Below are 26,521 nucleotides of genomic sequence, written 5' to 3'. Positions count from 1 at the left end.
TGAGGGTAGGATGCGGTTGAAAAGGTTTCAGGGGAATTGTATACTAGTTTTAAAAAATTCGGGCTTAATTTTTGGAGGGTTAAAGTCGTGCGAATAGATAAATTTTTAAAGGTGTCCAGGATTATAAAGAGGAGGACGGTGGCCAATGAAGCTTGCAGCCAAGGGAGGGTTCTCATAAACGGCAAGGTGGCCAAGCCCAGCACAGAGGTAAAGGTGGGCGATGTAATAGAGATACAGTTTGGCGAGAATATACGGCGTTTTGAGGTGCTGTCGGTGTCCGAACATGTTGCCAAAGGTGAAGCCCCCAAGATGTACAGGGAGCTGTAGTTTGGTAGTATGTATTACCTCCTGGGCTTAAGCAAATACTAGTCACTGAAGCTTAGTACAATGAAATAGCTATGGGCTACAGGAGGTATAAGGATGAGGGCGATAAAATCGAAGTGGAACAGATTTTTGATGGTGGCTGTGGTATTTTTATTGCTGATATCAGGATGTACCGGGATAAGGAGATCTGAGCCGTCGATTCCGGAGAAAACCAAGAAAAAGCCGGCTATTCCTGAGGCTTTAGGGAGTACCGAGGGGCAAGAGCCCCGACTTAAAGTATATATAAAGGAAGAGGACAGGGTGCAGGAGATGGCGTTTGAAGAATACGTGGCTGGCGTTGTAGCAGGCGAGATTAAGAACGATTGGCCGATAGAGGCCATCAAGGCCCAGGCCATTATTGCGAGAACCTTTGTGCTTAAATTCATAAAGGACAAAGGCCAATCCAAATACGGCAATGCCCATATTTCGACCGATATTGAAGAAGCCCAGGCATGGAATCAGGAGGCTGTCAATGATCGAATAAGGAGGGCGGTAAACGAGACCAGAGGGCAGGTAATGGTATATGATGGGGATTATGTGAATGCCTGGTTCCATTCCAATGCCGGAGGCAAAACGGCGACGGCAGTAGAGGGCCTGGGATACAAGGAAGGTAATCCCCCTTACATACAGGTGGTTGACTCCCCCGATGACTCTTCGCTCATTCCCCCCGAGGAGAAGAACTGGGTTGCTGAATTTTCAAAGCAAGAAGTCATACAGGCTGTTCAACAGATGGGCAAACAGATAGAAGATTTTTCGAGCATAAAGATAGGCAAGAGAGGGCCGTCAGGGCGGGCCATGGAAATCGTGCTGGATTCCATATCGGTTTCGGCGCCCGAGCTGCGCATTGCGCTGGGCAGCACTAAGATGAAATCGACGCTGCTGGATGAGGTGGGAATAGAAGGCGATCGCGTGATATTCAAAGGCAGGGGTTATGGACACGGCGTGGGCATGTCCCAATGGGGGGCTTATAACATGGCCAAAGAGGGGAAAAAGGCAGAGGAGATCATCAATCATTATTTCAAAGGCGTTGAAATCGTGAAGATGTGGCAATAAAGGTCCATCAAGCCCGGCAATATGAAGCCGGGCTTTTGTATGCATATCCCCGAAAGAACGGTCATATAATCAAGTAAGGTATTGTATCAGGGGGGAATGGGATGATTAGGGAGATGGATGACAAAAAGGCCGTACGAAGCAGGAGCCACAGCGTGCTTATGGAAAACCGCGAAAAGGTGACCATAACAGGAGTAGTTGATGTGGATAGTTTTGATGAGGCAACGGTGGTACTGCTCACCGATATGGGCTATATCACCCTTCACGGCCAGGATCTCCACATAAACAAGTTGAACCTGGAGGAGGGGCAGCTCATAGTCGAGGGAGAGATCATAGCCTTACAGTACAGCGATCATGATGGAATAGGTGGAAAAGGTTCTGGTTTTTTTAGTAGATTGTTCAGATAAAAAAGGGTGCAGTTTGTATGCTCATGTCAACAACCAATCAGGCATACGTTTTTCTAGCTACAGTTTATACGGGAATGTTGGTTGGCTTTATCTACGATTTAAACAGGGTGATTCGCAGGATCTTTAAACCCAGGCCGTGGCTTGTGGGCATAATGGACCTGTTTTTTTGGCTGGTTGTAGCCGCCCTGGTATTCATGGCGCTATTATATGCCAACGATGGAGAAGTGAGATTTTACAATTTTATTGGACTAGCAATGGGGTGGAGCCTTTATCTGTTGACAATAAGCCCATGGGTCATAAAGGCGTTGATCTATGTGTACACAGCTATAGAAAAGGGCTTTAAGGGTGCTATTAGACTGGTGTCATGGCCTTTTCAAGCCCTGTTTAATTTTATCGATAAAATTAAAGCTAAAATTAAGGCGTAAAAAGGATTTTTATGTTGCGCGTCGAATAATATAAAAAGTTAAGTTTGTTTTTGCATTTATCTTATGATGGCTGAAGCCAGTTTACGTTTTGAGAAGGTGATTGCATGGCCAGGAAGAGGTATGCGCTCAAGCCAAGAGTTAAGCTCTTTCTTGCACTGTTGGTAATGGGCTATTTCATCTTTACTTTTATCCAGCAAGAATTGAAGATGCAAGAGCAGTATGCCCGGATGGAGTACTTGAGGCAGCAGATACAGCAGGTAGAGGAGTATAATGCAGAGTTGGAGCGCCAGATCGAATATACAAAGTCGGAGGAGTATATTGAGAAGGCGGCTAGGGAACGCTTTGGGTGGGTAAAAAAGGGAGAGATAAAGTTTATCGAAAAACAGAACTGATGAAAGGGAGGAAACCATTTCTGTATGCCTGTTGAGGTAGGACAAATTCTTGAAGGCAGGGTATCGGGTATTACCAAATTTGGAGCGTTTATAGTGCTGCCTGATGGCCAGACCGGCATGGTGCACATATCCGAAATTGCCGATATCTATGTTAAGGATATACACCAACACCTGAAACAAGATGATAGGGTAATGGTTAAGGTTTTATCCATAGACGAGAAGGGGAGGATAAACCTGTCGATCCGCAGAGCGCAGGAGAAAGAAATGACGTTTGAGGAACGGTTGGCCAAGTTCATGAAGGAGAGCGAGGAAAGGCTTCAGGATATAAAGAGAAACAGGGAGGCTAAGCGCGGCGGAGGATATTGGCGTGGCAGGGGCTGAAAGCGACGGGATATTTTGAATGAAGGTCGATGATCCAAATTCCTCCCTTGCAACCAGGTGTGTCTTTATGGCGGCTCAAAAAGGCAGCTGTTTCAATCCGTTGGCTGTCACCATTGTTGGAAAGTAAATATTGGCCATTAACGGGCGCATAGCTCAGCGGGGAGAGCACTTGCCTTACAAGCAAGGTGCCATAGCTTCGAGTCCTATTGCGCCCTCAACGTTTGAGCACTCCGAAGTTATGTCGGAGTTTTTTATTGCCTTTGAGCCGATATTTTATTCCCCAGCGGGTAGGCTTAAGTAGCGCTTTCTTATAAGATATCGTCGCAAACTACATTGTAAGGACATCATTGGAAAAAGCTGCAGATATTTTGGGATGTCTGCAGCTTTTTCGCTTTTTTTAAGGTTTATGTCGTAAAGTTTTGGAAATCAATTTCCTAATATTGACAAAATATTTGCCCCGGCTCTGGTATAATGAGTGTGCCTTGTTGGATTGTACATAAAAAGGTAGCACGGGTGGTGTGGCGAGATGCAAAGGGGAGCATACTCTTACCAGGGGCTTGAAGGACAAGCCATTAGGCGAATGACCATCCCATCGATAGGCTGGAAACAATTGATTTATGAGTTTTTGGCATGCATGCTATGCTTTTTAATGGGACGAGCTGTCATATTTGAAGAAGTGGCACCTTTTGGTGTTGCATTGTATGCCAACATTATATCCAGAAAGAAGAAAAATGCAGCCGTATATCTAGTTGCGGTCATAGCGGGGTTTGTAAGCCTTGGCCTGCAGGCTTTCGTGCTGAAGTATGCGTTGACAACCTGTCTCCTTTTCGTTTATAGCCAGATTCCTTTTGTAAGGCGAAAGGAATGGAGCGTATTGCATGCCGCTTTGGCTGCAGGCATTGCGCTCATGATGGTAAATATCACATATGCCTACTTCCGGGGGATGCTGTTTTATGATTTGATCCTGGCCGGGCTGGAAAGCATTATCGGATTGGTCATGGTCTATGTGTTCAATCCAACGGTGGATTTAATCATCAATATAAAGTCTCGTCGCGTGCTAGCCAACTATGAAGCCATTGGCATTGCCGTCTTTTTGGCGCTGCTGACAGTAGGATTTTGGAAGACTAACCTTTTTGGCCTGTCTCTTCGCAATGTGTTTGCAACTGCGCTGGTATTGGTGTCTGCTTACATAGGCGGTGCGGGGATGGGAGCAGCTATAGGATGCATCGTCGGGCTTTTTCTTTCCATGGCCACTCAACCGGCTATTGAACTTATAGGAGTTTTCACCGTATGCGGAATGATGGCAGGAGCATTTAAAGATTTGGGGAGAGCTGGATCCAGCCTGGCGTTTATCCTATCCAATGCCTTTATGACTTTTTATATCAATCGTTCGACGGTGACCATACTGTCCTTTAAAGAAATTGCAACCTCCAGCTGTATATTGCTTCTCGTATCCCCCAGGGCTATTGAGTATGTGCGGGCCTTGTGGGATGCAGGGTTGAGCCTCGCCAGAGATGGCAATAGATATACATCCAAGCTAAAGGAGCTTACTGTAAGCAGGTTAGAAGAGTTTTCACGGGTATTTCACAACCTTGCGCAGGCATTTTCTCAGATCTCCCAATCTGATGTGATAAAGGGGAAGGAAAGCATAAATAGGCTGCTGGATGTGGTAGCAAGCGAGGTTTGTATCGGGTGTACCTTTTATCGAAATTGTTGGCAACGTAATTTTTACGCCACGTACAACTACATGTTCGACTTGATAGGCATAGTGGAAAGCAAGGGAAACATACGAAAGGAAGATTTATCGGAAGATTTCTGCAAGGCTTGCCTTCGCGTCGATCAGGTTATAGAGGCTGTGACCCAGGCTTATGAGGCTTACAAATTCAATTACAGGTGGCAGCAAAAGATAGATGAGTGCAGAAGTCTGGTAGCCCAGCAGCTGGAAGGGGTATCCAAGGTGATAACCCGCCTAGCACAACAGCTTGACATAGATATACGTTTTAAAAAGGATCTAGAAGAGTCAATATTGCTGGAGTTGGACAAAAGGGGCATACGCGTAAAAAATGTTACGGTGATAGAAAAAGCCGATGGAAGGATGGAGGTGAACATCGTTAAAAAGCCGTGCGGTGCACGAAGGGAGTGTACGCGGATTATCGAAAAGGTTGTAAGGGAAGTGGTGAAAAAACCCATGTCGTGCAAAAGCGATGAGAGCAGGATTTGCTCCAAGCAGGAGTGTGTTCTTAAGTTCGTTGAAGCTCAAAGGTATAAGGTGATGACCGGAATTGCTAGAAAAGCCAGGGAATTTGCCGATGTGTGCGGCGATAACTACTCATCCATCCAGGTAGATGATGGTAAATACCTGCTGGTTTTAAGCGATGGAATGGGGTCGGGGAGTAGGGCCGATGCCCAGAGCAGTATAGTCGTTTCTCTGCTGGAGAATTTTTTGGAGGCTGGTTTTGACCTCAATCTGACCATTCAGACCGTAAACTCTGTATTGATACTCCGCTCCAGGGAAGAGATATTTGCTACCGCTGACCTGTGCGTTATAGACTTGGTGACGGGAAGTGCCGATTTTATTAAAATTGGGGCGGCGTCCACGTTTATAAAGAAGAAGGATACGGTAAAGGTGATAAAGGCGCCAGCATTGCCCATGGGAATTTTGGAGGATATCCAACCGGAAAGCGTGAAGGAAGTACTCGAAGACGGGGATATGATTGTGATGGTAACTGATGGGGTACTGGATAGCGTGGATGTACATGTCAACCCAGAGGAGTGGATGGTTGAGGTGATCTCAAAGTTAGATAGCTGCAATCCCCAGGAGCTGGCTGACCATATAATGAATGAGGTTTTGAAACAGGCTGATGGCATTGCACGAGATGACATGACAGTGATGGTAAGCCGTATATGGAAACCGTATTTTTCATAAAAATTGCCCTTGAAAAATGCTTGTAAAAAAGCTAAAATGTTAGTATTCTAGTACAAAAGGTGATGGGATGCTGTCGAAGGTTCTCCACACCATTCACAAGTACAATATGTTGCTATCTGGCGAGCGAGTGTTGGTCGGTATCTCTGGAGGGCCTGACTCTGTAGCATTGCTGCATGTTTTAAAACGAATTGAAAGGGACATGGGCATAGAGGTTTATGCTGCTCATGTACATCATGGAATTAGGGGCACTGTTGCTGACCAGGATGCTGAATTTGTGGCGCAGCTATGTCAGCAGTGGGATGTCCCTTTATTTGTTGAAAGAGCTAATGTGCCCAGGCTGGCCGATGAATGGGGTATGACTTTAGAAGAGGCAGGTAGAATTGTCCGTTATCGATTTTTTGATGAGGTCTTGCAGGACATACGAGGGCATAAGATTGCGCTGGGGCACAATCGCGATGACCAGGCCGAAACCATTTTGCACCACATATTGCGTGGGACTGGCATGCAAGGGCTTCAGGGGATAAGGCCGGTTAGACAAAACAAGATTATACGGCCCCTCATAGAGGTTTCAAGGGCAGAGATAGAAGAATACTGTCATCAAAATGGTTTGGATTTCAGGCTAGATACTACCAATCAGGATGTCGCTTATACCCGCAATCGGATACGGCATGAGCTGATACCCTATATAAAGCAGCACTTCAATCCCAACATCGTGGATGCGCTTGTCAGGATGGGGACCATCATACGGGATGAGGAGGAATTCCTACAGGATTACTGTCGGAAAGAGTACGATAAGTTGGTGAGGGTTTCAAATCAAAACCAGCTTAGAATTGATTTACAAGGCTTTTTGATGCAGCCCATTGCCGTCAGGCGTAGGGTGCTGAGAATGGCTTTAAGGGCCATGAGTGGAACCCTCGATAATATAGGTGCAAATCACGTTGAAGAGGTATTGGATATGGCGTCTAATTGTACTACCGGCGCCATGCTGATGTTGCCCAGTGGCATAAGGGTTTTGAAAGATTATGGCGACATTGTGGTGTGGAGGGGAGAATTGCGGCGGCCAGTGCAGCCGTTTGAATACCCTTTAGATGTTCCCGCCAGCGTTACCGTAAAAGAGTGCGGGATTGAAGTGGTAGCCCAGCGGGTGCCGCGTGAGGAAGTATCTTTTTCTTCGCCTTGGCGGGTTTATATTGATGGGGATGTCATCGTAGGAAGGCTGCGGATTCGTAACAGGAGACAAGGCGATCGCTTCAAGCCTTTTGGCATGGAGGGGACAAAGAAATTAAAGGAATACTTTATTGATAGAAAGGTGCCCCGGCATGAAAGGGACGGCATTCCGCTGGTAGTGGATGAAAAAAACATAATATGGGTGGTAGGTTTGCAAATTCATGATGATTACAAGATTACGCCCATGACCCGTAATGTTATACAGCTTGAAGCACGAAAGATATAAAGTCGGTAAAGGGGGAAGGAGAAGATGGAGAAGGTAGGAAGAATTTTAATTGATGAACAAACGTTGATGCGGCGTATAGCTGAAATGGGGGAACAGATTACCAGGGACTATCAGGGTAAGGATTTGGTGTTGGTGGGGATACTCAAGGGTTCAGTGCTGTTTTTGGCTGATCTTGTAAAGCACATAAAACTTCCATTGGTTATAGATTTTATGGCGGTATCCAGCTATGGAAGTTCCACCCGCTCGTCGGGCGTGGTTCGCATACTCAAGGACCTGGATGAAGAGATAGAAGGGAAGGATGTCCTCATAGTAGAAGACATTATAGATACCGGCCTTACTCTCAACTATTTGACAGAGCTGCTGCTTTCGCGCAATCCCAAGAGCTTGAAGATATGCTGCTGCCTGGATAAGCCTTCCAGGCGTAAAGTGCCGGTGAAGGTGGATTATGTAGGGTTCAGCATCCCCGATGAGTTTGTAGTGGGGTATGGGCTCGATTACGCTGAGAGATACCGCAATCTGCCGTATATCTGCGTGCTGGACCCTGATAAGGTCGAATGACTTTTCTCCTTCGACTTTTGGAGAAAAGTTGCGTTGCATTATGAAGTGCGACTGTGATACAATAAAAAAGGAATGTTATGTGCGTAGTAGCGCCAGGTTTAACCAAAAGCTGGTGGGAGCGCAGGCAAAAAGTGTGTTTGCGTTGCCAGAAAAGGGTGTATTATATAGAAAGCAGCAATAACAGAAAAGGAGGGCTGGGTTTGAAAAAGTTTTTGAGGGGCCCAGGCTTTTATCTTATTTTATTGGTTGCAATAATATTTTTGGTAACATTGCTGGATTTTGATACGGGGGCAAAGAGGATTTCGTATCCTGAGTTGATCAACGAGATTGAAAAGGGCAATATTGCCAAGCTAAGAACTGTGGAAAATGCTGCTATAGGCGTAAAAAAGGGCTCCAAATATGTAAATATTTTTCCGGATAAATATGATTTTGAAGTATATCTGCCTTCACAGGAGACTTTTGTTGAAGACGTAAAGGCTGCCGAGGCAAGGCGGTTGGGTACGTCACCTGATCAGATCACGCCAGCCGATTTCGGCTTTGAGTGGGATCCACAGCCGCCGGCAGAGCCACCGTGGTGGCTTAATTTATTGCCCTTTGTAGTGCTCATCCTGTTGTTTGTGGTATTCTGGTTTGTCTTCATGCAACAGGCCCAGGGCGGTGGTAACCGAGTTATGTCCTTTGGCAAAAGCCGTGCCAGGCTCCATACCGATACCAAGCACAGGGTTACCTTCAGCGATGTGGCAGGCGCTGAAGAGGAAAAATACGAGCTGAAGGAGGTTGTGGATTTTCTTAAGAATCCCAAAAAGTACCTGGAGTTGGGGGCTCGTATTCCCAAAGGCATCCTGCTGGTGGGACCACCCGGCACAGGTAAGACGCTGCTGGCCAAAGCAGTGGCAGGCGAGGCCGGTGTACCCTTCTTCAGCATAAGCGGTTCCGATTTCGTAGAGATGTTTGTGGGTGTAGGTGCGGCCAGGGTACGCGACCTGTTTGAACAGGCCAAGAGGAATTCCCCCTGTATTATATTTATAGATGAGATAGATGCGGTAGGGCGCCATCGTGGTGCCGGATTGGGCGGGGGCCATGACGAGCGCGAGCAGACCCTCAACCAACTGCTGGTTGAGATGGACGGTTTTTCTGTCAACGAAGGTATTATAGTGATTGCCGCTACCAACCGCCCAGATATTTTGGATCCGGCGCTGTTGCGGCCGGGCAGGTTTGATAGGCGCATCACGGTTGGTATACCCGATATAAAGGGAAGAGAAGAGATACTGAAAGTTCATTCGAGGGGTAAGCCTTTGGCTCCCGAAGTGGATTTAAAGGTTTTGGCCAAAAGGACGGCCGGATTTACGGGGGCTGACCTTGAGAACGTAATGAATGAGGCTGCAATATTGGCAGCTAGAAAGGGATTAAAGCAGATAGGCATGGCCGAGCTGGAAGAGGCTATTACCAGAGTCATTGCAGGGCCGGAGAAGAAGAGCAGGGTAATGACCGAAAAAGATAAGCGATTGGTGGCTTACCATGAGGCAGGCCATGCGGTGGTTGCAAAGCTATTGCCCCATGCAGATCCTGTTCATCAGATATCCATCATCCCCCGCGGTATGGCCGGGGGTTACACCCTGACCTTGCCCGAAGAGGATAAGTATTTCGCTTCAAAGTCAGAGCTGATGGACGAGATTACTCAGTTGTTGGGTGGGCGCGCCGCCGAGGCATTGGTGCTCAATGATATAAGCACCGGCGCTTCGAATGACATACAAAGGGCTACTCAGATAGCTAGGAAGATGGTAACCGAATACGGGATGAGCCAGAACATGGGTCCGGTAACCTTCGGAGGCAAGTACGAGGAAATTTTCCTGGGCAGGGATTGGGGCACGTATCGCAATTACAGCGAAAAGGTGGCTGCCCTCATAGATAACGAGATTAAGAATATCATACAGGAGGCTTATCAACGGGCCGAGACATTGCTCAAGGAGAACATCAACAAGCTGCACAAAGTGGCCGAGGCCCTGCTTGAAAAGGAAAAGCTGGATGTGGAGGAATTTGAAGAGGTATTTGCCAGCGCATAAAATAGCTATAGTGCAATACAAGACGGTGTTTTTAAGACACCGTCTTTTTGTAACATGAGGATTTTACGTTTCAGTGCTGGTTTCGAGTGGTCATTGGCGTAAATGCCCGTCCATCAGCGATATATCGGGAGAAGGGGTGCAGCCATGGGATTGACATTTTGCTCTGATGAAGAGAGAAGAGCAGAAGAGGCTTATCAAATGGCTCTGAGGTATCTGGGCTTTCGCTCCAGAACTCAAAAAGAGGTGGAAGAGCATTTAAAGCGAAAGGGCTTTGATGAGGAAGCCATTGAAAAGGCCATGGAAAAGCTGAAAGGATATGGATTTGTAGATGATAGGGCTTTTGCGTTAAGCTGGGTAAACAGCCGCTTGCGAAACAATCCGAAAGGTAAGGCTGCTATGGTGTGGGAATTAAGACAAAAAGGAGTGGATGCCGGTCTAATAGATGAGGTTATGGGCTCCATCTCCGAGGAACAAGAAGAAGCTGTAGCAAACAGGCTTGCTCAAAAATACTATGAGAGATATAAGGGAGCAGATGAAAAGGAGAGGGCACATAAAGTTGCCCAGGCTCTGCTGCGCAGGGGATTCGATTGGGAACTCATTCAGAGGATAATTAGGAGGTTGGAATAAACGCCGTATTGAGTGGCGATGAGATATAATCTGTTTTGCAATGGAAGCAGTTGTTTTTTTGGTGCCAATGGTCCATTCTAAATGACGTTTTGGATCACCTTATGTTGAATTTTCTTGATGGGTATCGGAATAGGGAAACGCATAAGGGCGCATAGCTGTTTGTTTGACCATACAGGGAAGGGAAAGGCGTGCGACGTTGACAAAGAGCTATGGGACGTATACAATTAATTTGATGATATCCTAAAAAGGGGAAAGATATGGAAAAGGTAGGCTATCTGGGACCCGAAGGCACCTTTACACATGAAGCGGCTTTGATGTATGTAAAGGGAAAGCGGATGGATTTAGTGGAATACCAGACCATTCCTGACCTCATATACGGGGTAGACAAGGGCCAAATAGATCATGCGGTAGTCCCTATGGAGAATTCCATGGAGGGGACGGTAAATATAACGGTTGATATGATAATTCATGAGGTGAGCGTATATATAACCGGAGAGCTCATCCTTCCTATACATCATTGTTTGTTGGTAAAACCGGGGGTACGGTTGGATGAACTAAAGGTGGTGCTGTCCCATCCTCAGGCCCTAGCGCAGTGCCGCAAATTTTTGCATGAGAAATTGCATGGCGTGGAGCTGCGCACCACTTCCAGCACTGCTGCAGCGGCCAGGGAAGTAGCCAAAGGTGAGCGGGAATGGGGAGCCATAGGGAGCAAACATGCTGCTAGCGTGTTTGGCCTGGACATCATTGAAGAAAACATTCAGGACCATAATGGCAACTGTACCAGATTTGTCGTCCTGTCCAGACAACGGAGCCAATCCACCGGATATGATAAGACCACAATCGTGTTCAGCGTGGATCACAAGCCCGGCAGCCTGTATCGCGCCCTCAGGATCTTTGCCGAAAGGGGTATAAACCTTACCAAAATTGAGTCAAGGCCCATGAAGACAAACTTGGGTGAATACCTGTTTTTGGTGGATTTTGAAGGGCATGTACAGGATGCTGTGGTGCAGGAAGCACTGGATGAGCTGGCTGGCCAGAGCAAGTATTTTGCTGTGCTGGGTTCATATCCCAGATTTATATAAGAGAGGAGCTAAAACCTTGCGAATGGATAACGAGAAGGAGCTGGACATTGCAAAAAACGTAAAGATCATCGAATGGCTTAAGAGCGAGATATTGCTTTCCGTCGCTGAACTCTTTCGCATGTTGGTTAGCAGTGCCAGGGTTTCATCCGAGAGCTTGGCCGATTGCCTTGCCAGCATAATCGTGGCTTCTTACCTGCTGGGCAAGAGGCTGGGGATCCATTTTGGTATGATTGAGCAAAGGATTGCAAACAAGATTCGTTTGGGGATTTTGGAGGAGCACGAGATAGAGAGGAATTACGGTGATTTGTCGGAACTGAAGCAGCATATTAAGGCCAGTAGAGAATAAATATGGAGTGTGCAATATGAATTTAAAGTTTAAAGCTGTATTGGAAAGTGCCCTGATTGCCACGGTAAGTGCCGTGTTGTTGGTGATACTGCCTTTTATACCTGTGTTAAACGTTGTGGTCACCATTTGGCCGGTTCCTTTTATTGTGCTGGGAGCTAGGAGGGAACCCTGGGCAGGCATATTGGGGCTTGTGATAGCTGGGCTGCTGCTTGGGATGGTGTTTCATCCGTTTTTGGGCTTTGCTGTGGTCATACTTAATTTTCCGCTGGTAGTGACGCTCTCCTGGGCCATAAAAAAGCGTTTTGACCTGTTTGAATACATCGTCATGGCTGCAGGGGCTGTGTTGCTTTCAACCCTTATATTGCTAAAGGCATTTTCGTGGTTTATGGGACAAACAGTGTTTGAATATATAGCCAGCGGCATACGACAATTTCTTTCTAGCAATGTAGTGGATTTTAGCCGCATGATAGAGCTGTATGCCCAGCTTAATTTGATAGAAAAGCCCATATCGCCAGGGGAATTTGCAGAGGTGGTTATAGGGCAGTTAGAGCAGTTTGTACCATTTGTTCCTTCGGCGTTGCTGATATTTTCGTTGATATATGGAACCATAAACATGCTTGTATCGCGCATAACGCTCAAAAAGTTGGGGTATATGTTAAATGAATTGCCGCAATTCAGCGATTGGATGTTGCCCAAAGGCGCAGGATGGGGATTTATGGGTATATTGCTTATCGCTTATGTGGGTACTTTGCTGGATTTGAAAAATTTTGACGTGGTATTTTATACAGTGCTGTCCTTGTGTTCGTTTGTGTTTTCAGTCCAAGGTTTGGCGGTTGTTACCTTTTTTATGAAGCTTAAGATGAGCAAGGTACCCACGATTTTGCGCGCCGTAATAGCGGGGGCTCTTTTTGTGTTTGCTCCAATGCTTCTGATATCCCTGGGGATTTTGGAGCAGGTATTCAAGCTGCGATGGGCTTATCAGCGAATGAAACCGTAGCCTATAAAGAAGGTGAATTGAGGTGAATTATTGGTGAAAAAGCCCACGATGAAGGGGCTTAATGTTCCCGAAAATCCCATATATTTAGCCGTTATATTGGTGCTCTCATCGATCATATGTTATTTCAATTGGGGAATGGGCCTTGCGGCATTTTTGCTGTTTATCTATTTGGTATACTACAACTGGAAGGTTACGCGGATAAGAAGGGTTGAATGGACGCGTTATCTTGAGAATCTCTCCGAAAATATAGACTGGTCCACAAAAAACGCGGTATTTAGCGTGCCCATGCCCTTTGTAGTAGTGGAGCTGGACGGGACTATTAACTGGTACAATCCCCGATTTGGCCAGCTGTTCGAAGGGGAAAGCCTGCTGGGCAAAAATATAAAAAACTATATCCCTAATTTGGACATCTATGCTCTGCTTAAAAATAAAGAGGATGATTGCATCCAGATAGAGCTAAACGGAAGAACATACCGGCTGTTTTATACGCCACTGGGCATTGGCGATAGCAAGGAAGACGGCCGCAGGGTGATAGTATTCCTGTATCTGCAGGACATCACCCAAGAGGCCTTGTTGAAAGTAAAGTATCATGACGAGCGCCCGGTGGTTATGCTAGTACAGGTTGATAATTACGATGAGGTGGTAAACAACACCGATGAGGCTAAACGGCCGGTGGTGATGGCAGAAATTGAGTCTATATTGAGCCAGTGGGCCATTTCTCTCAATGCGGGCTGGAAGAAGTTTGATCGGGATAAATTTGTGGTGTTTGCTGAAGCCAGAGCATTAAAAGCGCTGGAGGACGACAAGTTTTCGATCCTCGATGCAGTGAGATCCATCAGCGCGGGCAACAGAATTCCCGTCACTTTAAGCATAGGGGTAGGGGTGGATGGCAAAAACCCTCTGGAGCTCAGCCACTATGCGCAATTTGCTCTTGACCTGGCTCTAGGGCGGGGAGGGGATCAAGCGGTAGTTAAGCGGGGGACCAAACTGTTCTTCTATGGGGGCAAGAGCAAAGAGGTTGAGAAGCGCACTAAGGTTAAATCCAGGGTTATTGCCAATGCTTTGAAGGAGTTGATGTCCCAGTCGTGGGGAGTATTTATCATGGGGCACGAGGCAGCCGACCTCGATTGCCTGGGAGCCGCTTTAGGGATTTACAGGTGTGCTCGCCATATAGGTAAGCGAGCGTATATAGTGATGAGCCGGCCCAATCCTTCTATACGCCCAATGATAAGCAGGCTTATGGAGGATGAAGAATATCGGGATGTTTTTATAACGCCCGATGAGGCTTTAACCATAGCAGACCGCCAGGCAGTGGTGGTAGTAGTGGACGTGCATCGTCCAGCCTTTATGGAGGAGCAACGGCTTTTAAACGCTGTGGACAAGGTGGTGGTAATAGACCATCACAGAAGAAGCGCAGAAGCGGTGGAGAATGCCACCCTGGTATATCTGGAGCCCTATGCTTCTTCTACCAGCGAGCTGGTCACCGAAATAGTGCAGTATTTTGATGAGAAGGTGGAGCTTAAGCCTGTGGAGGCCGATGCATTGTTGGCAGGGATAACGGTGGACACTAAAAATTTTATATTCAAAACCGGCGTACGTACTTTCGAAGCGGCGTCTTATCTCAGGCGTGCTGGTGCTGATCCTGCCTCGGTGCGCCATTTGTTCCAGGATGATCTCGAGACTTTCTTAAGCCGCGCTGAAGTGGTTAAGAATGCTCAGATAATCGCACCGGGAGTGGCGTTGGCTTACTGTCCGCCGGATATCAAAAACGGCCAGCTTATTGCTGCCCAGGCTGCCGACAGTTTGCTCACCATAAAGGGGATACACACTTCTTTCGTCCTGTATGCAAATGGCGACGACGTCATGATAAGCGGAAGGTCGTTGGGAAATGTGAATGTCCAGATGGTGCTGGAAAAGCTGGGAGGAGGAGGGCATTTAACGGTTGCGGGAGCGCAGTTGGGCAATATTAGCCTTGATGAAGCTCGTCAAAAGGTCATTAAAGCATTAAAAGATTATTTAGAGGAGGGGAATAAGAGATGAAAGTGATCTTACTTCAAGATGTGAAAGGGCAGGGGAAACAGGGCGATGTAGTAAATGTCAGCGATGGGTATGCAAGAAACTATCTCTTTCCTAAAAAGTTGGCCATAGAAGCCACTGAGCAAAACTTAAAGGCGCTTAAGGAAAAGAAACAGGCAGAGATAAGACGTAAAGAGCAGGAGCTTTCAGAGGCACAGAAACTGGCCAATGCTTTATCGGGGCTGACGGTGGTGATAAAAGCCCGTAGCGGCAGTGAGGGCAAGCTGTTTGGTTCGGTGACCAATAAAGAGATTGCCGATGAGCTTAAAAAGCAACACGGCATGGATATTGATAGGAAAAAAATTGTGCTACCCGAACCCATAAAGAGCACGGGGAACTATGCGGTGACGGTTAAGGTGTATCCTGAGGTTACAGCTACTCTGACAGTGAAAGTTGAAGCAGAGTAAGCCGATAAAGGAGAAAGGGAGTTATCATGGCTGAGTTGCTGCGGCGTATGCCTCCTCACAATTTAGAAGCCGAGCAATCGGTCCTGGGATCCATGCTGATCGATGCCGAGGCAGTTTCGGTGGTGGCCGGGACTTTAAGGCCTGAAGATTTTTATTCCGAAGCCCATAAAGAAATATTTGAGGCAATGCTGAACCTATATGATCGCGGCGAGCCGGTGGACCTGGTCACGGTTGTGGAAGAATTGAGGCAGAAGGGTACCCTGGACGGAGTGGGTGGTGCGGCTTATATATCCGACCTGTCAGTTGCCGTTCCCAGCACGGCTAATTTGAAGTATTACATAGAGATAGTACAAGAAAAATCAATCTTGCGGCAGCTCATTGCAGCATCCAACGAGATCATAAAGGATAGCTACGAGGCCCAGGAAGAGCTGGACGTCATTCTGGATAGGGCAGAAAAAAGGATATTTGAAATCTCTCAACGACAGGTCGCCAATTACTTTGAGCCGATAAAGAATATCCTCCTTGAAACCTATACCAAGATTGAGGAGCTGTCCAAGAAAAAGGGCGGTATAATAGGTTTGCCTACCGGCTTCCATGAATTTGATCAGAAGACGTCAGGACTTCATCCTTCAGACCTGATACTGGTGGCTGCGCGGCCATCCATGGGGAAAACCAGCTTTGTGCTCAATATTGCACAGTATGTGGCATTGCGCCAGAAGGTGCCGGTTGCCATATTCAGCTTGGAAATGGCCAAAGAACAGCTGGTACAGCGCATGCTGAGTTCAGAGGCCAATGTAGAACTGCAGAAGATTCGCACGGGTAACTTAAGCGAAGAGGATTGGCTAAAGCTGGTAAGAGCTGCTGGGCCACTGTCACAGGCTCCCATATATATAGACGATACCGGTGGGCTTTCGGTCATGGAGATACGTTCCAAGACGCGCAGGCTTAAGATGGAAAAGGGGCTGGGGCTAGTGGTAATTGACTACCTGCAGCTTATGTCAGGTAGAGGTAGGGCGGAAAACCGCCAGCAGGAGATATCGGAAATCTCTCGTTCGCTAAAGGCCTTGGCAAGGGAACTCAAGGTTCCCGTCATCGCGCTGTCACAGCTTAGCCGCGCCCCAGAGGCTAGAACGCAACATCGGCCTATGCTAAGTGATTTGCGGGAATCGGGAGCAATTGAACAGGACGCAGATTTGGTGGTGTTTATATACAGGGATGAATATTACAACCCCAATACCGATAAGAAGAATATAGCTGAGATAATAATTGCCAAACAGCGGAACGGTCCTACCGGCACCATTGAACTGGTATGGTTGGGACAGTATACTAAATTTGCAAACTACGAGAAAAGCCGTCAGGAGTACTGACGGCTTTTATTAAATCCAATATGGGTGCAAGATGGGATTTGCGTTTTAGTCCGGATCGGTGAATTTTTCATCCTTAGGCAATTGGTTTTTACCCCTTATCCGTATATCCTGGCCCATGAATTTTATCAGCATGGTATTGGATGTATCAAAAAGGCGCGACGCAATGCGATCGGAATACCGTTCCTTTATCTCGCCAAGGCTTAAGTTGGTGGATAAAAACGTGTGCTTTTGCTGTATCTGTCGTTCATTCAAGATGTTGAATAGGTCTTCCGAGGTAAAGTTGTTCCTTTGGGTCTCCGTGCCCAGGTCGTCGATGATGAGCACGTCCACCTCGAACAGGCAGCTGAATAAGAACTGATTTTGCTCGTTATCCTGCAAAGCGCTGAGAAACAGCTGATTGAACAGCTTGTATGCCGAAATGCGCATGACTGTGTATCCCTTGTCCAGGATGGCCTTTGCCATGCAGTTGAGCAAAAAGGTTTTTCCAAGCCCGGTCTTGCCAGAAAAGAGTATGGTCTTTCTCTCATTGTTAGGAAATTGATTTACATATTCCATGAGACGATTTTTAAGCTGGATCATGTATTCCCTCTGAGTTAGTCGGCTGCCTTCAAGAGATATTTCAGGAAATACCTGTGGGTCGAAGGTGTCAAAGTTTTGCTGTTCCAGCTCTTTTATGTCGAACAATTGGTAAGTTTTTTCAACTAGCCTTTGAACAAAGCACGAGCACTTTTCCTTTATGAGGTCTCCCGTGTATCCGGTATCCTTGCATTTTGGGCAGCGGTAGTGAATGGACAGATAATCAGGGGGAAAGCCATGCTCGACGAGCAATTCTTTTTCTCTGCGCTTTAGCTCCTGTATCCTTTGTTCCAAATCGTCCAGGGTATGGCTAAAGCTGTTGGGATTCCTTATTATTTCCATGGAGCGCCGTGCCATCGCCTCAACCAAAGCACGGCGCATATCAGCGATTTCAGGTATTACTTGCATTACGTAATTTTCTCTTTGCCTTAGAGCTTCTTCCTCCCGATGGCGTATATCCTCATACTCCTTCAATATCTCCCTGAGAATCACTTCTTTCATGGCGTATGCCCCCAAAATCAGCCGTTTTCGATGTCTTCAAACAGTAACTCTAGCTCTTCATCGGTATAAGTATGCTGCTGGAACTTGTTGAAATCCACCTGTTTTTTCAAGGGCTTGTTTTGTGCTACTAGATATAGCCCTTGTAAATGGCGTTCATGATCGGTTATGGCTTCTTCAACAGTCTTTATACCGCTGCTATACCAGCTATATAGGATTTTGTTCATGAACGAAAGTTTATTTTCGGCCATTATCGAATATTCAGCAGCCTGGAGTATAAGTTCATAGGGTAGCTTCCATTCCTCGGTCCATTTCAGAAAGAGCTTGCGATCAGCCGGCGTTACAGACCTTTCTTCTCCTAACCGCTCGAGGACCGCTTGTATCCGTTCATTTAGCTCTTGTTTTTTCTTGAGGTATTCTTTGATATCCTCTTTTGTGCGCAGGCCTTTTTCTACCCAGCGCTTTAGTACGGCATCTACCATTTCAAAGCTGGTGCTCAGCTTTCTGCGCACGCATTGTTTGCATGCAATTAATATGACCTCGTGCTGTAACTGCCATTGGCTTGTCCATTTGATGTAAAAGGCCTGGTACTCGGGAGTAGGGGTGGTATCCTTGTATCCCAGTTCAAAGAGCACTTCCTTTATTTTGCTCGCTATGGTTTCCCTGTTTTCCAGGTACTGGTTTATTTGCTGAGGAGTTTTGAGCCCTAGCCTATTGAAGTTTTCCAATATTTTGTCTAGATAACCAAAACTGGGCGAGCTGGTTTTGGTTGTTTCCTTGCAGGCCTGGAGTATGGTATTGAGCGAAAAGCCCCACACATCCCGCCACTTTTTATAAAGCTCCAGTTCGGCCTTGGTGGGTGCACGATGAATTCCCAGGTATTTGAGTATGGCCACAGTGTCCTGATAGCACGATTCACAGCTCTCTATGTACTCTTCGGCTTTTTGCAGAGTGTTTATTCCGTCCCTAGCCCATTGCTGTGCTATTTTGTCCAGATAGTTGATGCTAATGTTAGGTCCTTTCTTCGATATATAAAACCGTATCATCATGAGCACGACTTCTTTGGGCAGTTGAAGGACTTCCAGCCAATCGTATATTTTGAGGTATTCCTGCGGTGTAAGCAGCCGTTTATCGAAGATGAGCTGCAGATTTTGGTTGAAATCCCTGTACTTGTACAGCGTATTCTCGACGTCCAAATTTTTATTATAGAGGATATCCTTTATGTTAAAGTATTGTACGGCGAACTTCCCATCCTCGTTTTCAATAATTTTCAATATACCCTGTCTTTCCCAGTAATGAAATGCGTTGACGACTACCTCTTGTTCAAGCTCCAAGGCTTTAGCAAAGCTTTCCAGAGAATTTTCGGCGTATTCTGGATAATAGCACTGCTTGAGCCCGTAAAGATACACCTTTACGAAATCGCCCGGAGCTTTTAACATGAATTCCTGTATGAATAGGTTTTCTACCGGGGTCACATCAAACATATGGTAGTTGTTGTTAAACGAACACAGAGCCATAAAAATCATCCTCGTTATAAAGGCTTTATCTCCATTATATGATACCAGCAAACCCGGATAATATCAACGTGTGAAAGGGATTGTTTGCTGCAGACGGGATAGGCTTAATGGCTCACTTAAGGCCATTCTTAGCACTTCATTTAAAAATGCTATTCTTTTTGCCATTTCCAATTGTCTACTAATCTCTTCTGCCGTTTTTCCGTGTGTAGGTCTTCCATCCAGAAGTTTTGGTTGCAATGAGAGTATTTGCATGATTAGTATGTCCAGTTAAAAGGTCAAAAATTACAATAAAAATTTTCAAATATCGGGAAAAAATATGTTTGACAATATAAAGCAAGTATAGTAATATTTATGAATAACAGTAATCATATAGGATTAGTAGAAAAAGATCGTTGGGCATTATTTAATGAAGAAAGGAGGGGCAGAGCAGAGCGCAAATGAAGATATCCACTAGAGGTAGATATGGGTTGAGAGCCATTGTTGACCTGGCTTTATACTCAAATTCAAAAGGCGGGTATACGGCGCTAAACAGCATAGCCGAAAGGCAGGGCATTTCGGAAAAGTATCTCGAGCAGGTGTTTAACGCGCTTAAGAAGGCGGGCATGGTAAAGAGCATTAAAGGTTCGCGCGGCGGATATATATTGGCCTGCGATAGCGCCAGCACTACAGTTGGGGATGTACTGAGGGTATTGGAAGGCGAGCTTTCGATAGTGGAGCCATCCCAGCAGGATACCGGCATGCAGGATGTAATGGAGAAATTCCTGGAGAAAAACCTTTGGAGCAAGATAAACGATAGGATCAACAACGTGTTAAATTCCATAACCATCGAAGACCTGGTAAATGAATATAGAAAGATGATGGAAGCATCGGCATTGATTTACTATATTTAATTGATTTACTATAATTTAGTAGACTTTATATCCTGTATCTAGGGGGTTGATACAAGTGAGCCAAAGAAAGCTTGGGTTTGACACGCTGCAGGTACATGCAGGTCAGCTTCCCGATCCGGTTACAGGAGCAAGAGCTGTGCCCATATATCAAACCACGTCCTATGTCTTTAAGGATACCGATCATGCTGCTAAGCTATTTGCCCTTCAGGAGGAAGGCAACATATACACCAGGATCATGAATCCCACCACCGATGTCTTCGAAAAGAGGATGGCAGCTCTAGAAGGCGGTGTGGGAGCCCTGGCTGTGGCCTCGGGATCGGCGGCTATCACGTATGCTATTTTGAATATCGCATCAGCCGGGGATGAGATAGTATCTGCCAGCACGTTGTACGGCGGGACCTACAACCTGTTTTCCGTGACGCTCGGCAAGTTTGGCATAAAGGTGATATTTGTAAATCCCGATGATCCCGATAATTTTAGAAAAGCTATTACAGACAGGACCAAAGCCCTGTTCGTTGAGACCATAGGAAATCCAGGTATAAACTTGGTGGACATTGAAGCAGTAGCTAGGATTGCACACGACAATGGCATCCCCCTCATCGTCGATAACACCTTTGGCACCCCTTACCTTATAAGGCCTATAGAATACGGGGCCGATATAGTGGTACATTCGGCCACTAAGTTTATAGGCGGGCATGGCACATCGATAGGCGGGGTGATAGTGGATGGTGGAAAATTCGATTGGGAAGCCAGCGGGAAGTTCCCTGGCCTTACGCAGCCCGATTCCAGCTATCATGGATTGGTTTATACCAAAGCCTTTGGTCCTGCAGCCTATATCATGAAGGCCAGGGCCCAGCTGTTACGGGATACAGGGGCCTGCATAAGCCCGTTTAACTCATTCCTCTTGCTGATGGGCCTTGAGACCCTGTCCTTGAGGGTGGAAAAGCACGTGTCAAATACCAGAAAGATTGTGGAATATTTGAAATCCCATCCGGCGGTTTCATGGGTCAATTATCCAAACCTTGAGGGGAACAAATACTATCAACTGGCCCAAAAGTATTTCCCCAAAGGAGCGGGGTCTATATTCACTTTTGGAATAAAAGGCGATATAGATACCTGCAAGAGGTTTATAAATAGCCTGGAGATATTCTCCCATTTGGCTAATGTGGCCGATGCCAAATCCCTTGTGATCCATCCTGCAAGTACCACTCATGCTCAGCTGTCCGAAGAGGAGCAGCGCGCCGCCGGCGTTACGCCTGACATGATTAGGATATCAGTAGGCATAGAGGATGCAGATGACCTGATATACGACCTGGATCAGGCTTTGAGAAAGGCAGTGAAGGGTTGACTATGACTATCTCGACTAGGGGAAGGTATGGGGTTAAAGCCATGTTGGAGTTGGCGCTCAACTCTTCAGAAGATAGCGTCCCAGTAAAAAGCATTGCCGAAAGGCGTAACATTCCGGGGAAATACCTTGAGCAGGTGCTGTCTGCCCTTAGGAAAGCTGGGCTGGTAAAAAGCGTTCGGGGGCCTACGGGAGGCTATATGCTCGCCAAGCCTGCCGAGCAAATTACGGTGGGCGACATCTTGAGAGCACTGGAAGGTGATTTGGCTCCTGTCAAATGCGTAAAGCAAGGACAAAAGAAGGAGAAGTGCGTAAGGGAAAGCCAGTGCATAACCAAGTATGTATGGGCTAGAATAAGGGATGAACTGAACCAAGTGGTAGATGGCATTACCCTGAAGGATTTGGCTGATGCTTATCAGGAAGAAGTAATTGATGGATATATGTATTATATCTGAATCTTCACTATAAAGTCTTGAAGAAAAATATGAATTTCAATAAAATCTTTTTAAGGAAGGAATGATATTATGGCCAGGATTGCAAAGACATTAACGGATCTCATAGGCAATACTCCTCTGTTGGAATTGACCAATTACAGTGAAGTTAACGGCTTAAAGGCCCGTTTGATTGCAAAGCTGGAGTACTTCAACCCCGGTGGAAGCGTCAAGGATAGAATAGGCTTTGCGATGATTGAGGATGCTGAGAGAAGGGGCTTGATAGATAAAAATTCCACCATTATTGAGCCCACCAGCGGCAACACGGGCATTGCGCTGGCACTAGTAGCGGCTGCTAAGGGTTACAGGCTGATCCTTACCATGCCGGATACCATGAGCCTTGAACGAAGAAGCCTTTTAAAGGCCCTGGGTGCAGAGCTGGTATTGACCCCAGGGGCTGAGGGCATGAGGGGGGCTATTAGGAAGGCTGAGGAGTTGGCAGCCAGCATACCCGGTTCGTTTATGCCGCAACAGTTTAAGAACCCTGCCAATCCCGAAATTCACAGGCGTACGACCGCCGAGGAGATATGGCGTGATACCGACGGAGAAGTTGATATATTGGTAGCAGGGGTGGGAACAGGCGGCACAATTACCGGTGTCGGAGAGGTTTTGAAACAGCGTAAACCCGATATAAAGGTTATAGCCGTAGAGCCCTTTGATTCACCGGTGCTGTCGGGAGGTAAACCGGGTCCGCATAAGATTCAGGGCATAGGGGCTGGGTTTATACCCGAGGTTCTCAATACCAGCATTATAGATGAGGTCATAACGGTGAAAACCGAGGAGGCTTACAGCACTTCTCGAGCTCTTGCAAGGACCGAGGGTTTGCTGGTAGGGATATCTTCCGGCGCAGCCGCTTTTGCAGCCACCCAGGTTGCCAAACGAAAGGAAAATGAGGGCAAAACCATAGTGGTAATATTGCCCGATACAGGTGAGAGGTATCTATCGACGGACCTATTTAAAGAAGTCTAGGAAGGGAGATGAGATATGCCAATAAAGATCCCCAACGACCTGCCAGCTGCTGAAACATTGATCAATGAAAATATATTCGTGATGTTTGAAGACAGAGCTCTGCATCAGGATATCAGGCCTTTACAGATCGTGATACTAAATCTCATGCCCAATAAGATAGTGACCGAGACTCAAATATTGCGCCTCCTGGGGAATTCGCCTTTGCAGGTAGATATAGTGCTGCTTCATCCCAAGAGCCATGTGTCCAAGAATACCTCCAAGGAGCACCTTACAAAGTTCTACACCACCTTCGATGAAATCCGCGATCAGAAGTTTGATGGGATGATTATAACGGGTGCGCCGGTAGAACATCTTGAATTTGAAGAGGTGGATTACTGGGAGGAGCTTAAGGAGATAATGAAGTGGAGCAAGACCCACGTCTTCTCCACCTTCCATATATGTTGGGCAGCTCAGGCTGGGCTTTATTATCACTATGGAATACCCAAATATAAGCTGCCACAAAAGATGTTTGGAGTATTCCCCCATAGGGTGTGCAAAAAGAACGAAAAGTTGCTGAGAGGCTTTGATGATGTATTCTATGTACCGCATTCCAGGCACACCGAGGTGAGAAGGGAGGATATACTCAAAGTTCCCGAGCTTGAGATTTTGGCTGAGTCGGAAGAAGCGGGGGTTTATATAGTTGTTTCTAAAAATGGTAGGCAGGTATTTGTAACAGGCCATTCCGAATACGATCCCCTTACGCTCAAGGAGGAATATGAGAGGGACAAATCCAAGGGGCTTAATATAAATCTGCCGAAGAATTATTTTCCAGGGGATGATCCAAACGCTACGCCTATTGTAAATTGGCGTAGCCATGCAAACTTGCTGTTTGCCAACTGGCTAAACTACTATGTATATCAGGAGACACCGTATAATCTAGATGAGATAAGCTAAAATCTAAATAAAGGGATTGATTATTAGCATAAGCAGGTGTATGATGTAAGGAGAAAAAAGAATAAAGGGGGTAGTGCTATGGCACAGGTGACCAAGGACATGACCATTGCCCAGGTGCTGCAGATTGATCGAAGTACAGTGCCCATTTTCCTACGGTTTGGCATGCACTGTCTGGGATGTCCTATATCCACCGGTGAGACGCTGGAAGAGGCATCGGCGGTTCACGGGATCGATGTAGACGAATTGGTAAAGGCGCTTAACGAGCACCTGAAGGATAAGTGACTTGGCGCTTTTGGTAGAGTGAATCAAGCCCCTTCTTGCAATAAATTGTAAGAAGGGGCTTTTCTAATGGATATAGCTGATTGATTTAAGCTGATTTTTCTGGTATCATTTATTGGGCGCATGGAATTGTCCAAGGGCAGTTTTTGCGTGTAATAGGTCTAATTAAAAGGTTAAGGAATTGGCTGCGTATGGGCCTTTATTAGAAGCTTTTTGTAAAAAGGGAGTATTATATAGTCATTATAGTCTTTTTTAAAGTTTAAGGAGGGAACGCGACGTCGATTATGGAAAGATATGATGTGGTGATAATAGGGGCTGGGCCAGCGGGCATTTTTACGGCTCTTGAACTTGTCAAGCAAAATAAGGGATTGAAGGTGTTGATGGTAGACAAAGGGCCCCATTTAAATAGGAGGGCATGCCCTGCACGGGAAACGGGGAAATGTGCCAACTGTCATCCCTGCGCCATAGTAAGCGGATGGGGCGGCGCAGGGGCTTTCAGCGATGGTAAGCTGACCCAAAGCGCCGAAGTGGGTGGCCGCATTCTGGATTATATGGATGAGGCTGAAGCTAACCGGCTGATAAAATATGCCGATGATATATATTTAAGTTTTGGTGCTAATGCGACGCTGCATGGCGTAAATTCGGCTAGGGTAGACGAGATAAAGTACGAGGCTTTGAAGTATAACATACGCCTCATTCCATGCGGTGTAAGGCATCTGGGCACCGAGAAGGCTATTGACGTGCTTAAAGCTATGTATGAATACCTCACCGGTCAGGCCAACGTTGAGTTTAGTCCCATGACCGAAGCTGTTGATATAGTTGTAAGCGATGGGAAGGCTACAGGGGTTGTTGTACAAAAGCACGGACAGAAGGAAACTATATATTGCGATTACGTGGTGGTGGCACCGGGGCGGGCAGGAGCCGAGTGGTTATCTCAGCAGGCCAAAAAACACGGCATACCCATTTACAACAATGAAGTGGATATCGGCGTACGGGTTGAAGTGCCCAATGCGATCATGGATCACCTCACGAAGGATTTGTATGAGGCCAAGCTGGTATACTACTCTGACACCTTTGAGAACAAGGTGAGGACTTTCTGCATGAATCCGGGCGGGGTGGTATCGGAAGAGCACTATGATGGTAAAATAGCGGTTGTAAACGGCCATAGCTATGCTGATCCTGCCCTCAAGACCGACAACACCAATTTTGCCGTGCTGGTCTCCACTCGTTTTACGCAGCCTTTCAATCAGCCCATAGAGTATGGCAAGTATATCGCTTATTTGGCCAACATGCTGACCGGCGGCGGCATCATGGTGCAGCGCTTAGGGGACCTGCTTATGGGCAGGAGAACTGACTACAGCAGGCTTAAAAAGTCGGCCACCATTCCCACTTTAAAGAGCGCTGTGCCGGGCGATTTGAGCTATGTTCTACCGCAGCGCTACCTTACATCCATAGTGGAGGCGCTAAGGGCTTTTGACAAGATAGCTCCGGGGCTGTATTCCCGCGATGTGCTGCTATATGGTGTCGAGGTTAAATTTTATAGCAGCAAAATAGAGGTGAATAGCAAGTTTGAGACCCCTGTTAAGAACCTATATGCCATTGGGGATGGCGCGGGCATCACTCGCGGGCTTATGCAGGCATCTGTAACCGGAATAGTGGTGGCAAGGGATATCATATCAAAGCTTTGATGGGGGCTATTGCATAGAAGCAATGATAACCTGCACTGGTTGATGTGTGACCCATTGGCTCAATCGGTAGAGCGCTGGGAGTTAATCCAGGTGTCTGGCGTTCGAATCGTCAATGGGTCACTACTTACGGCCCCGTGGTCAAGTGGTTAAGAACACCGCCCTTTCACGGCGGTAACAGGGTTTTGAAGCATATCGGGGTCACCATTAAATGCGACCTACCAGTTCAACCGGTTAGAATGCCAGCCTATTATACTAAAGATGGAGGGTTCGAGTCCCTTCTGGATCACCATAGATGCTGGCGTAGCTCAACTGGTAGAGCAGCTGACTTGTAATCAGCAGGTTATGGGTTCGAGTCCCATCGCCAGCTCCAGCAATTCCAAGGGTTTAAACCCTTGGAATTTTTTTATTTGTGTTG

26 protein-coding genes and 2 tRNA genes are annotated in these 26,521 nt (G+C 46.6%); 26 read left to right on the top strand and 2 right to left on the bottom strand.

The annotated features are described in order from the left end of the window. Positions 1-87: 87 nt before the first annotated feature. The 18 genes from FWJ59_RS01610 to dnaB all read left to right on the top strand — a co-directional run bounded on the left by FWJ59_RS01610 (position 88) and on the right by dnaB (position 16,920). Positions 88-327: an RNA-binding S4 domain-containing protein gene (locus FWJ59_RS01610; RefSeq protein ID WP_414480237.1), complete on the top strand. Its 240-nt coding sequence runs from the start codon at positions 88-90 to the stop codon at positions 325-327. Positions 328-420: 93 nt separating this feature from the next. Further along, a complete protein-coding gene (locus FWJ59_RS01605; protein WP_414480236.1) occupies positions 421-1,416 on the top strand; it encodes a SpoIID/LytB domain-containing protein in 996 nt (331 codons plus the stop codon). A 113-nt stretch (positions 1,417-1,529) separates the two neighbouring features. Beyond that, complete coding sequence (gene yabP / locus FWJ59_RS01600) at positions 1,530-1,820, top strand: sporulation protein YabP (protein ID WP_414480240.1); 291 nt, start codon at positions 1,530-1,532, stop codon at positions 1,818-1,820. A gap of 17 nt (positions 1,821-1,837) precedes the next feature. Next, positions 1,838-2,245: a spore cortex biosynthesis protein YabQ gene (gene yabQ, locus FWJ59_RS01595; protein ID WP_414480235.1), complete on the top strand. Its 408-nt coding sequence runs from the start codon at positions 1,838-1,840 to the stop codon at positions 2,243-2,245. Between the two features lie 104 nt (positions 2,246-2,349). Continuing rightward, positions 2,350-2,637 carry an FtsB family cell division protein gene (locus FWJ59_RS01590; protein ID WP_414480234.1) on the top strand — a complete coding sequence of 96 codons (288 nt, stop codon included), beginning with the start codon at positions 2,350-2,352 and terminating at the stop codon, positions 2,635-2,637. Positions 2,638-2,661: 24 nt separating this feature from the next. Beyond that, complete coding sequence (locus tag FWJ59_RS01585; RefSeq protein WP_414480233.1) at positions 2,662-3,018, top strand: S1 RNA-binding domain-containing protein; 357 nt, start codon at positions 2,662-2,664, stop codon at positions 3,016-3,018. Positions 3,019-3,160: 142 nt separating this feature from the next. Then, positions 3,161-3,233 (top strand) — tRNA-Val (locus tag FWJ59_RS01580). A 311-nt stretch (positions 3,234-3,544) separates the two neighbouring features. Continuing rightward, positions 3,545-5,944, top strand: coding sequence for a stage II sporulation protein E (spoIIE, locus tag FWJ59_RS01575; RefSeq protein WP_414480232.1), 2,400 nt, complete (start codon positions 3,545-3,547; stop codon positions 5,942-5,944). A gap of 67 nt (positions 5,945-6,011) precedes the next feature. Next, entirely contained in the window at positions 6,012-7,397 is a 1,386-nt protein-coding gene (gene tilS / locus FWJ59_RS01570) for a tRNA lysidine(34) synthetase TilS (RefSeq protein ID WP_414480231.1), read from the top strand. Positions 7,398-7,421: 24 nt separating this feature from the next. After that, complete coding sequence (gene hpt / locus FWJ59_RS01565) at positions 7,422-7,955, top strand: hypoxanthine phosphoribosyltransferase (protein ID WP_414480230.1); 534 nt, start codon at positions 7,422-7,424, stop codon at positions 7,953-7,955. 200 nt (positions 7,956-8,155) lie between these two features. Continuing rightward, the gene (gene ftsH / locus FWJ59_RS01560; protein ID WP_414480229.1) at positions 8,156-10,018 is read left to right on the top strand and encodes an ATP-dependent zinc metalloprotease FtsH; all 1,863 of its coding nucleotides are present in this window, start codon (positions 8,156-8,158) and stop codon (positions 10,016-10,018) included. Between the two features lie 144 nt (positions 10,019-10,162). Further along, entirely contained in the window at positions 10,163-10,645 is a 483-nt protein-coding gene (locus tag FWJ59_RS01555; RefSeq protein ID WP_414480228.1) for a regulatory protein RecX, read from the top strand. 257 nt (positions 10,646-10,902) lie between these two features. Continuing rightward, positions 10,903-11,727, top strand: a complete 825-nt coding sequence (pheA, locus tag FWJ59_RS01550) for a prephenate dehydratase (RefSeq protein ID WP_414480227.1) — start codon at positions 10,903-10,905, stop codon at positions 11,725-11,727. A gap of 22 nt (positions 11,728-11,749) precedes the next feature. After that, positions 11,750-12,073, top strand: coding sequence for a MazG-like family protein (locus FWJ59_RS01545; protein ID WP_414480239.1), 324 nt, complete (start codon positions 11,750-11,752; stop codon positions 12,071-12,073). Positions 12,074-12,089: 16 nt separating this feature from the next. Further along, on the top strand, positions 12,090-13,070 hold the full coding sequence (locus tag FWJ59_RS01540; protein ID WP_414480226.1) for a DUF2232 domain-containing protein: 981 nt from the start codon (positions 12,090-12,092) through the stop codon (positions 13,068-13,070). 33 nt (positions 13,071-13,103) lie between these two features. Further along, the gene (locus tag FWJ59_RS01535; RefSeq protein ID WP_414480225.1) at positions 13,104-15,110 is read left to right on the top strand and encodes a DHH family phosphoesterase; all 2,007 of its coding nucleotides are present in this window, start codon (positions 13,104-13,106) and stop codon (positions 15,108-15,110) included. Beyond that, positions 15,107-15,553, top strand: coding sequence for a 50S ribosomal protein L9 (gene rplI, locus FWJ59_RS01530; protein WP_414480224.1), 447 nt, complete (start codon positions 15,107-15,109; stop codon positions 15,551-15,553). The genes FWJ59_RS01535 and rplI overlap by 4 nt, the downstream gene beginning before the upstream one ends. 26 nt (positions 15,554-15,579) lie before the next feature. Beyond that, a complete protein-coding gene (gene dnaB, locus FWJ59_RS01525; RefSeq protein ID WP_414480223.1) occupies positions 15,580-16,920 on the top strand; it encodes a replicative DNA helicase in 1,341 nt (446 codons plus the stop codon). Between the two features lie 45 nt (positions 16,921-16,965). On the opposite strand, the gene FWJ59_RS01520 is transcribed toward dnaB, so the two are convergent. Together FWJ59_RS01520 and FWJ59_RS01515 are read right to left on the bottom strand one after the other, a co-directional pair. Continuing rightward, positions 16,966-17,997: an ATP-binding protein gene (locus FWJ59_RS01520; protein WP_414480222.1), complete on the bottom strand. Its 1,032-nt coding sequence runs from the start codon at positions 17,995-17,997 to the stop codon at positions 16,966-16,968. A 17-nt stretch (positions 17,998-18,014) separates the two neighbouring features. Beyond that, complete coding sequence (locus FWJ59_RS01515; protein WP_414480221.1) at positions 18,015-19,520, bottom strand: DnaD domain protein; 1,506 nt, start codon at positions 19,518-19,520, stop codon at positions 18,015-18,017. Positions 19,521-19,948: 428 nt separating this feature from the next. On the opposite strand from FWJ59_RS01515, the gene FWJ59_RS01510 reads away from it, so the two are divergent. From FWJ59_RS01510 to FWJ59_RS01475, 8 genes are all read left to right on the top strand, one after another. Beyond that, positions 19,949-20,401, top strand: coding sequence for an RrF2 family transcriptional regulator (locus FWJ59_RS01510; protein ID WP_414480220.1), 453 nt, complete (start codon positions 19,949-19,951; stop codon positions 20,399-20,401). A gap of 55 nt (positions 20,402-20,456) precedes the next feature. Further along, positions 20,457-21,749, top strand: a complete 1,293-nt coding sequence (locus FWJ59_RS01505; protein ID WP_414480219.1) for a homocysteine synthase — start codon at positions 20,457-20,459, stop codon at positions 21,747-21,749. A 2-nt stretch (positions 21,750-21,751) separates the two neighbouring features. Continuing rightward, positions 21,752-22,201, top strand: a complete 450-nt coding sequence (locus FWJ59_RS01500; protein WP_414480218.1) for an RrF2 family transcriptional regulator — start codon at positions 21,752-21,754, stop codon at positions 22,199-22,201. 69 nt (positions 22,202-22,270) lie between these two features. Then, a complete protein-coding gene (gene cysK / locus FWJ59_RS01495) occupies positions 22,271-23,206 on the top strand; it encodes a cysteine synthase A (RefSeq protein WP_414480217.1) in 936 nt (311 codons plus the stop codon). A gap of 15 nt (positions 23,207-23,221) precedes the next feature. Further along, positions 23,222-24,139: a homoserine O-acetyltransferase MetA gene (metA, locus tag FWJ59_RS01490; RefSeq protein WP_414480216.1), complete on the top strand. Its 918-nt coding sequence runs from the start codon at positions 23,222-23,224 to the stop codon at positions 24,137-24,139. 78 nt (positions 24,140-24,217) lie between these two features. After that, positions 24,218-24,421 (top strand): DUF1858 domain-containing protein, encoded by a 204-nt coding sequence (locus FWJ59_RS01485; RefSeq protein ID WP_414480215.1) that lies wholly within the window; start codon positions 24,218-24,220, stop codon positions 24,419-24,421. 278 nt (positions 24,422-24,699) lie between these two features. Continuing rightward, entirely contained in the window at positions 24,700-26,106 is a 1,407-nt protein-coding gene (locus tag FWJ59_RS01480) for an NAD(P)/FAD-dependent oxidoreductase (protein WP_414480238.1), read from the top strand. A 294-nt stretch (positions 26,107-26,400) separates the two neighbouring features. Beyond that, positions 26,401-26,476, top strand: a tRNA-Thr gene (locus FWJ59_RS01475). The last annotated feature ends 45 nt before the right edge of the window (positions 26,477-26,521 follow it).

This window comes from Caldicoprobacter sp. (genome assembly GCF_047459465.1).
Taxonomy (GTDB): Bacteria; Bacillota; Clostridia; order Caldicoprobacterales; family Caldicoprobacteraceae; genus Caldicoprobacter.
This window is presented reverse-complemented; position numbering and strand designations above follow the sequence as displayed.

What these genes read in the sequence shown, in the direction of transcription:
- FWJ59_RS01605 (WP_414480236.1), top strand. Translation starts at nt 421, where the DNA reads ATGAGGGCGATAAAATCGAAGTGGAACAGATTTTTGATGGTGGCTGTG.
- yabP (WP_414480240.1), top strand. Translation starts at nt 1,530, where the DNA reads ATGGATGACAAAAAGGCCGTACGAAGCAGGAGCCACAGCGTGCTTATG.
- yabQ (WP_414480235.1), top strand. Translation starts at nt 1,838, where the DNA reads ATGCTCATGTCAACAACCAATCAGGCATACGTTTTTCTAGCTACAGTT.
- FWJ59_RS01590 (WP_414480234.1), top strand. Translation starts at nt 2,350, where the DNA reads ATGGCCAGGAAGAGGTATGCGCTCAAGCCAAGAGTTAAGCTCTTTCTT.
- FWJ59_RS01585 (WP_414480233.1), top strand. Translation starts at nt 2,662, where the DNA reads ATGCCTGTTGAGGTAGGACAAATTCTTGAAGGCAGGGTATCGGGTATT.
- spoIIE (WP_414480232.1), top strand. Translation starts at nt 3,545, where the DNA reads ATGCAAAGGGGAGCATACTCTTACCAGGGGCTTGAAGGACAAGCCATT.
- tilS (WP_414480231.1), top strand. Translation starts at nt 6,012, where the DNA reads ATGCTGTCGAAGGTTCTCCACACCATTCACAAGTACAATATGTTGCTA.
- hpt (WP_414480230.1), top strand. Translation starts at nt 7,422, where the DNA reads ATGGAGAAGGTAGGAAGAATTTTAATTGATGAACAAACGTTGATGCGG.
- FWJ59_RS01555 (WP_414480228.1), top strand. Translation starts at nt 10,163, where the DNA reads ATGGGATTGACATTTTGCTCTGATGAAGAGAGAAGAGCAGAAGAGGCT.
- pheA (WP_414480227.1), top strand. Translation starts at nt 10,903, where the DNA reads ATGGAAAAGGTAGGCTATCTGGGACCCGAAGGCACCTTTACACATGAA.
- FWJ59_RS01545 (WP_414480239.1), top strand. Translation starts at nt 11,750, where the DNA reads ATGGATAACGAGAAGGAGCTGGACATTGCAAAAAACGTAAAGATCATC.
- FWJ59_RS01540 (WP_414480226.1), top strand. Translation starts at nt 12,090, where the DNA reads ATGAATTTAAAGTTTAAAGCTGTATTGGAAAGTGCCCTGATTGCCACG.
- rplI (WP_414480224.1), top strand. Translation starts at nt 15,107, where the DNA reads ATGAAAGTGATCTTACTTCAAGATGTGAAAGGGCAGGGGAAACAGGGC.
- dnaB (WP_414480223.1), top strand. Translation starts at nt 15,580, where the DNA reads ATGGCTGAGTTGCTGCGGCGTATGCCTCCTCACAATTTAGAAGCCGAG.
- FWJ59_RS01520 (WP_414480222.1), bottom strand. Translation starts at nt 17,997, where the DNA reads ATGAAAGAAGTGATTCTCAGGGAGATATTGAAGGAGTATGAGGATATA.
- FWJ59_RS01515 (WP_414480221.1), bottom strand. Translation starts at nt 19,520, where the DNA reads ATGATTTTTATGGCTCTGTGTTCGTTTAACAACAACTACCATATGTTT.
- FWJ59_RS01510 (WP_414480220.1), top strand. Translation starts at nt 19,949, where the DNA reads ATGAAGATATCCACTAGAGGTAGATATGGGTTGAGAGCCATTGTTGAC.
- FWJ59_RS01500 (WP_414480218.1), top strand. Translation starts at nt 21,752, where the DNA reads ATGACTATCTCGACTAGGGGAAGGTATGGGGTTAAAGCCATGTTGGAG.
- cysK (WP_414480217.1), top strand. Translation starts at nt 22,271, where the DNA reads ATGGCCAGGATTGCAAAGACATTAACGGATCTCATAGGCAATACTCCT.
- metA (WP_414480216.1), top strand. Translation starts at nt 23,222, where the DNA reads ATGCCAATAAAGATCCCCAACGACCTGCCAGCTGCTGAAACATTGATC.
- FWJ59_RS01485 (WP_414480215.1), top strand. Translation starts at nt 24,218, where the DNA reads ATGGCACAGGTGACCAAGGACATGACCATTGCCCAGGTGCTGCAGATT.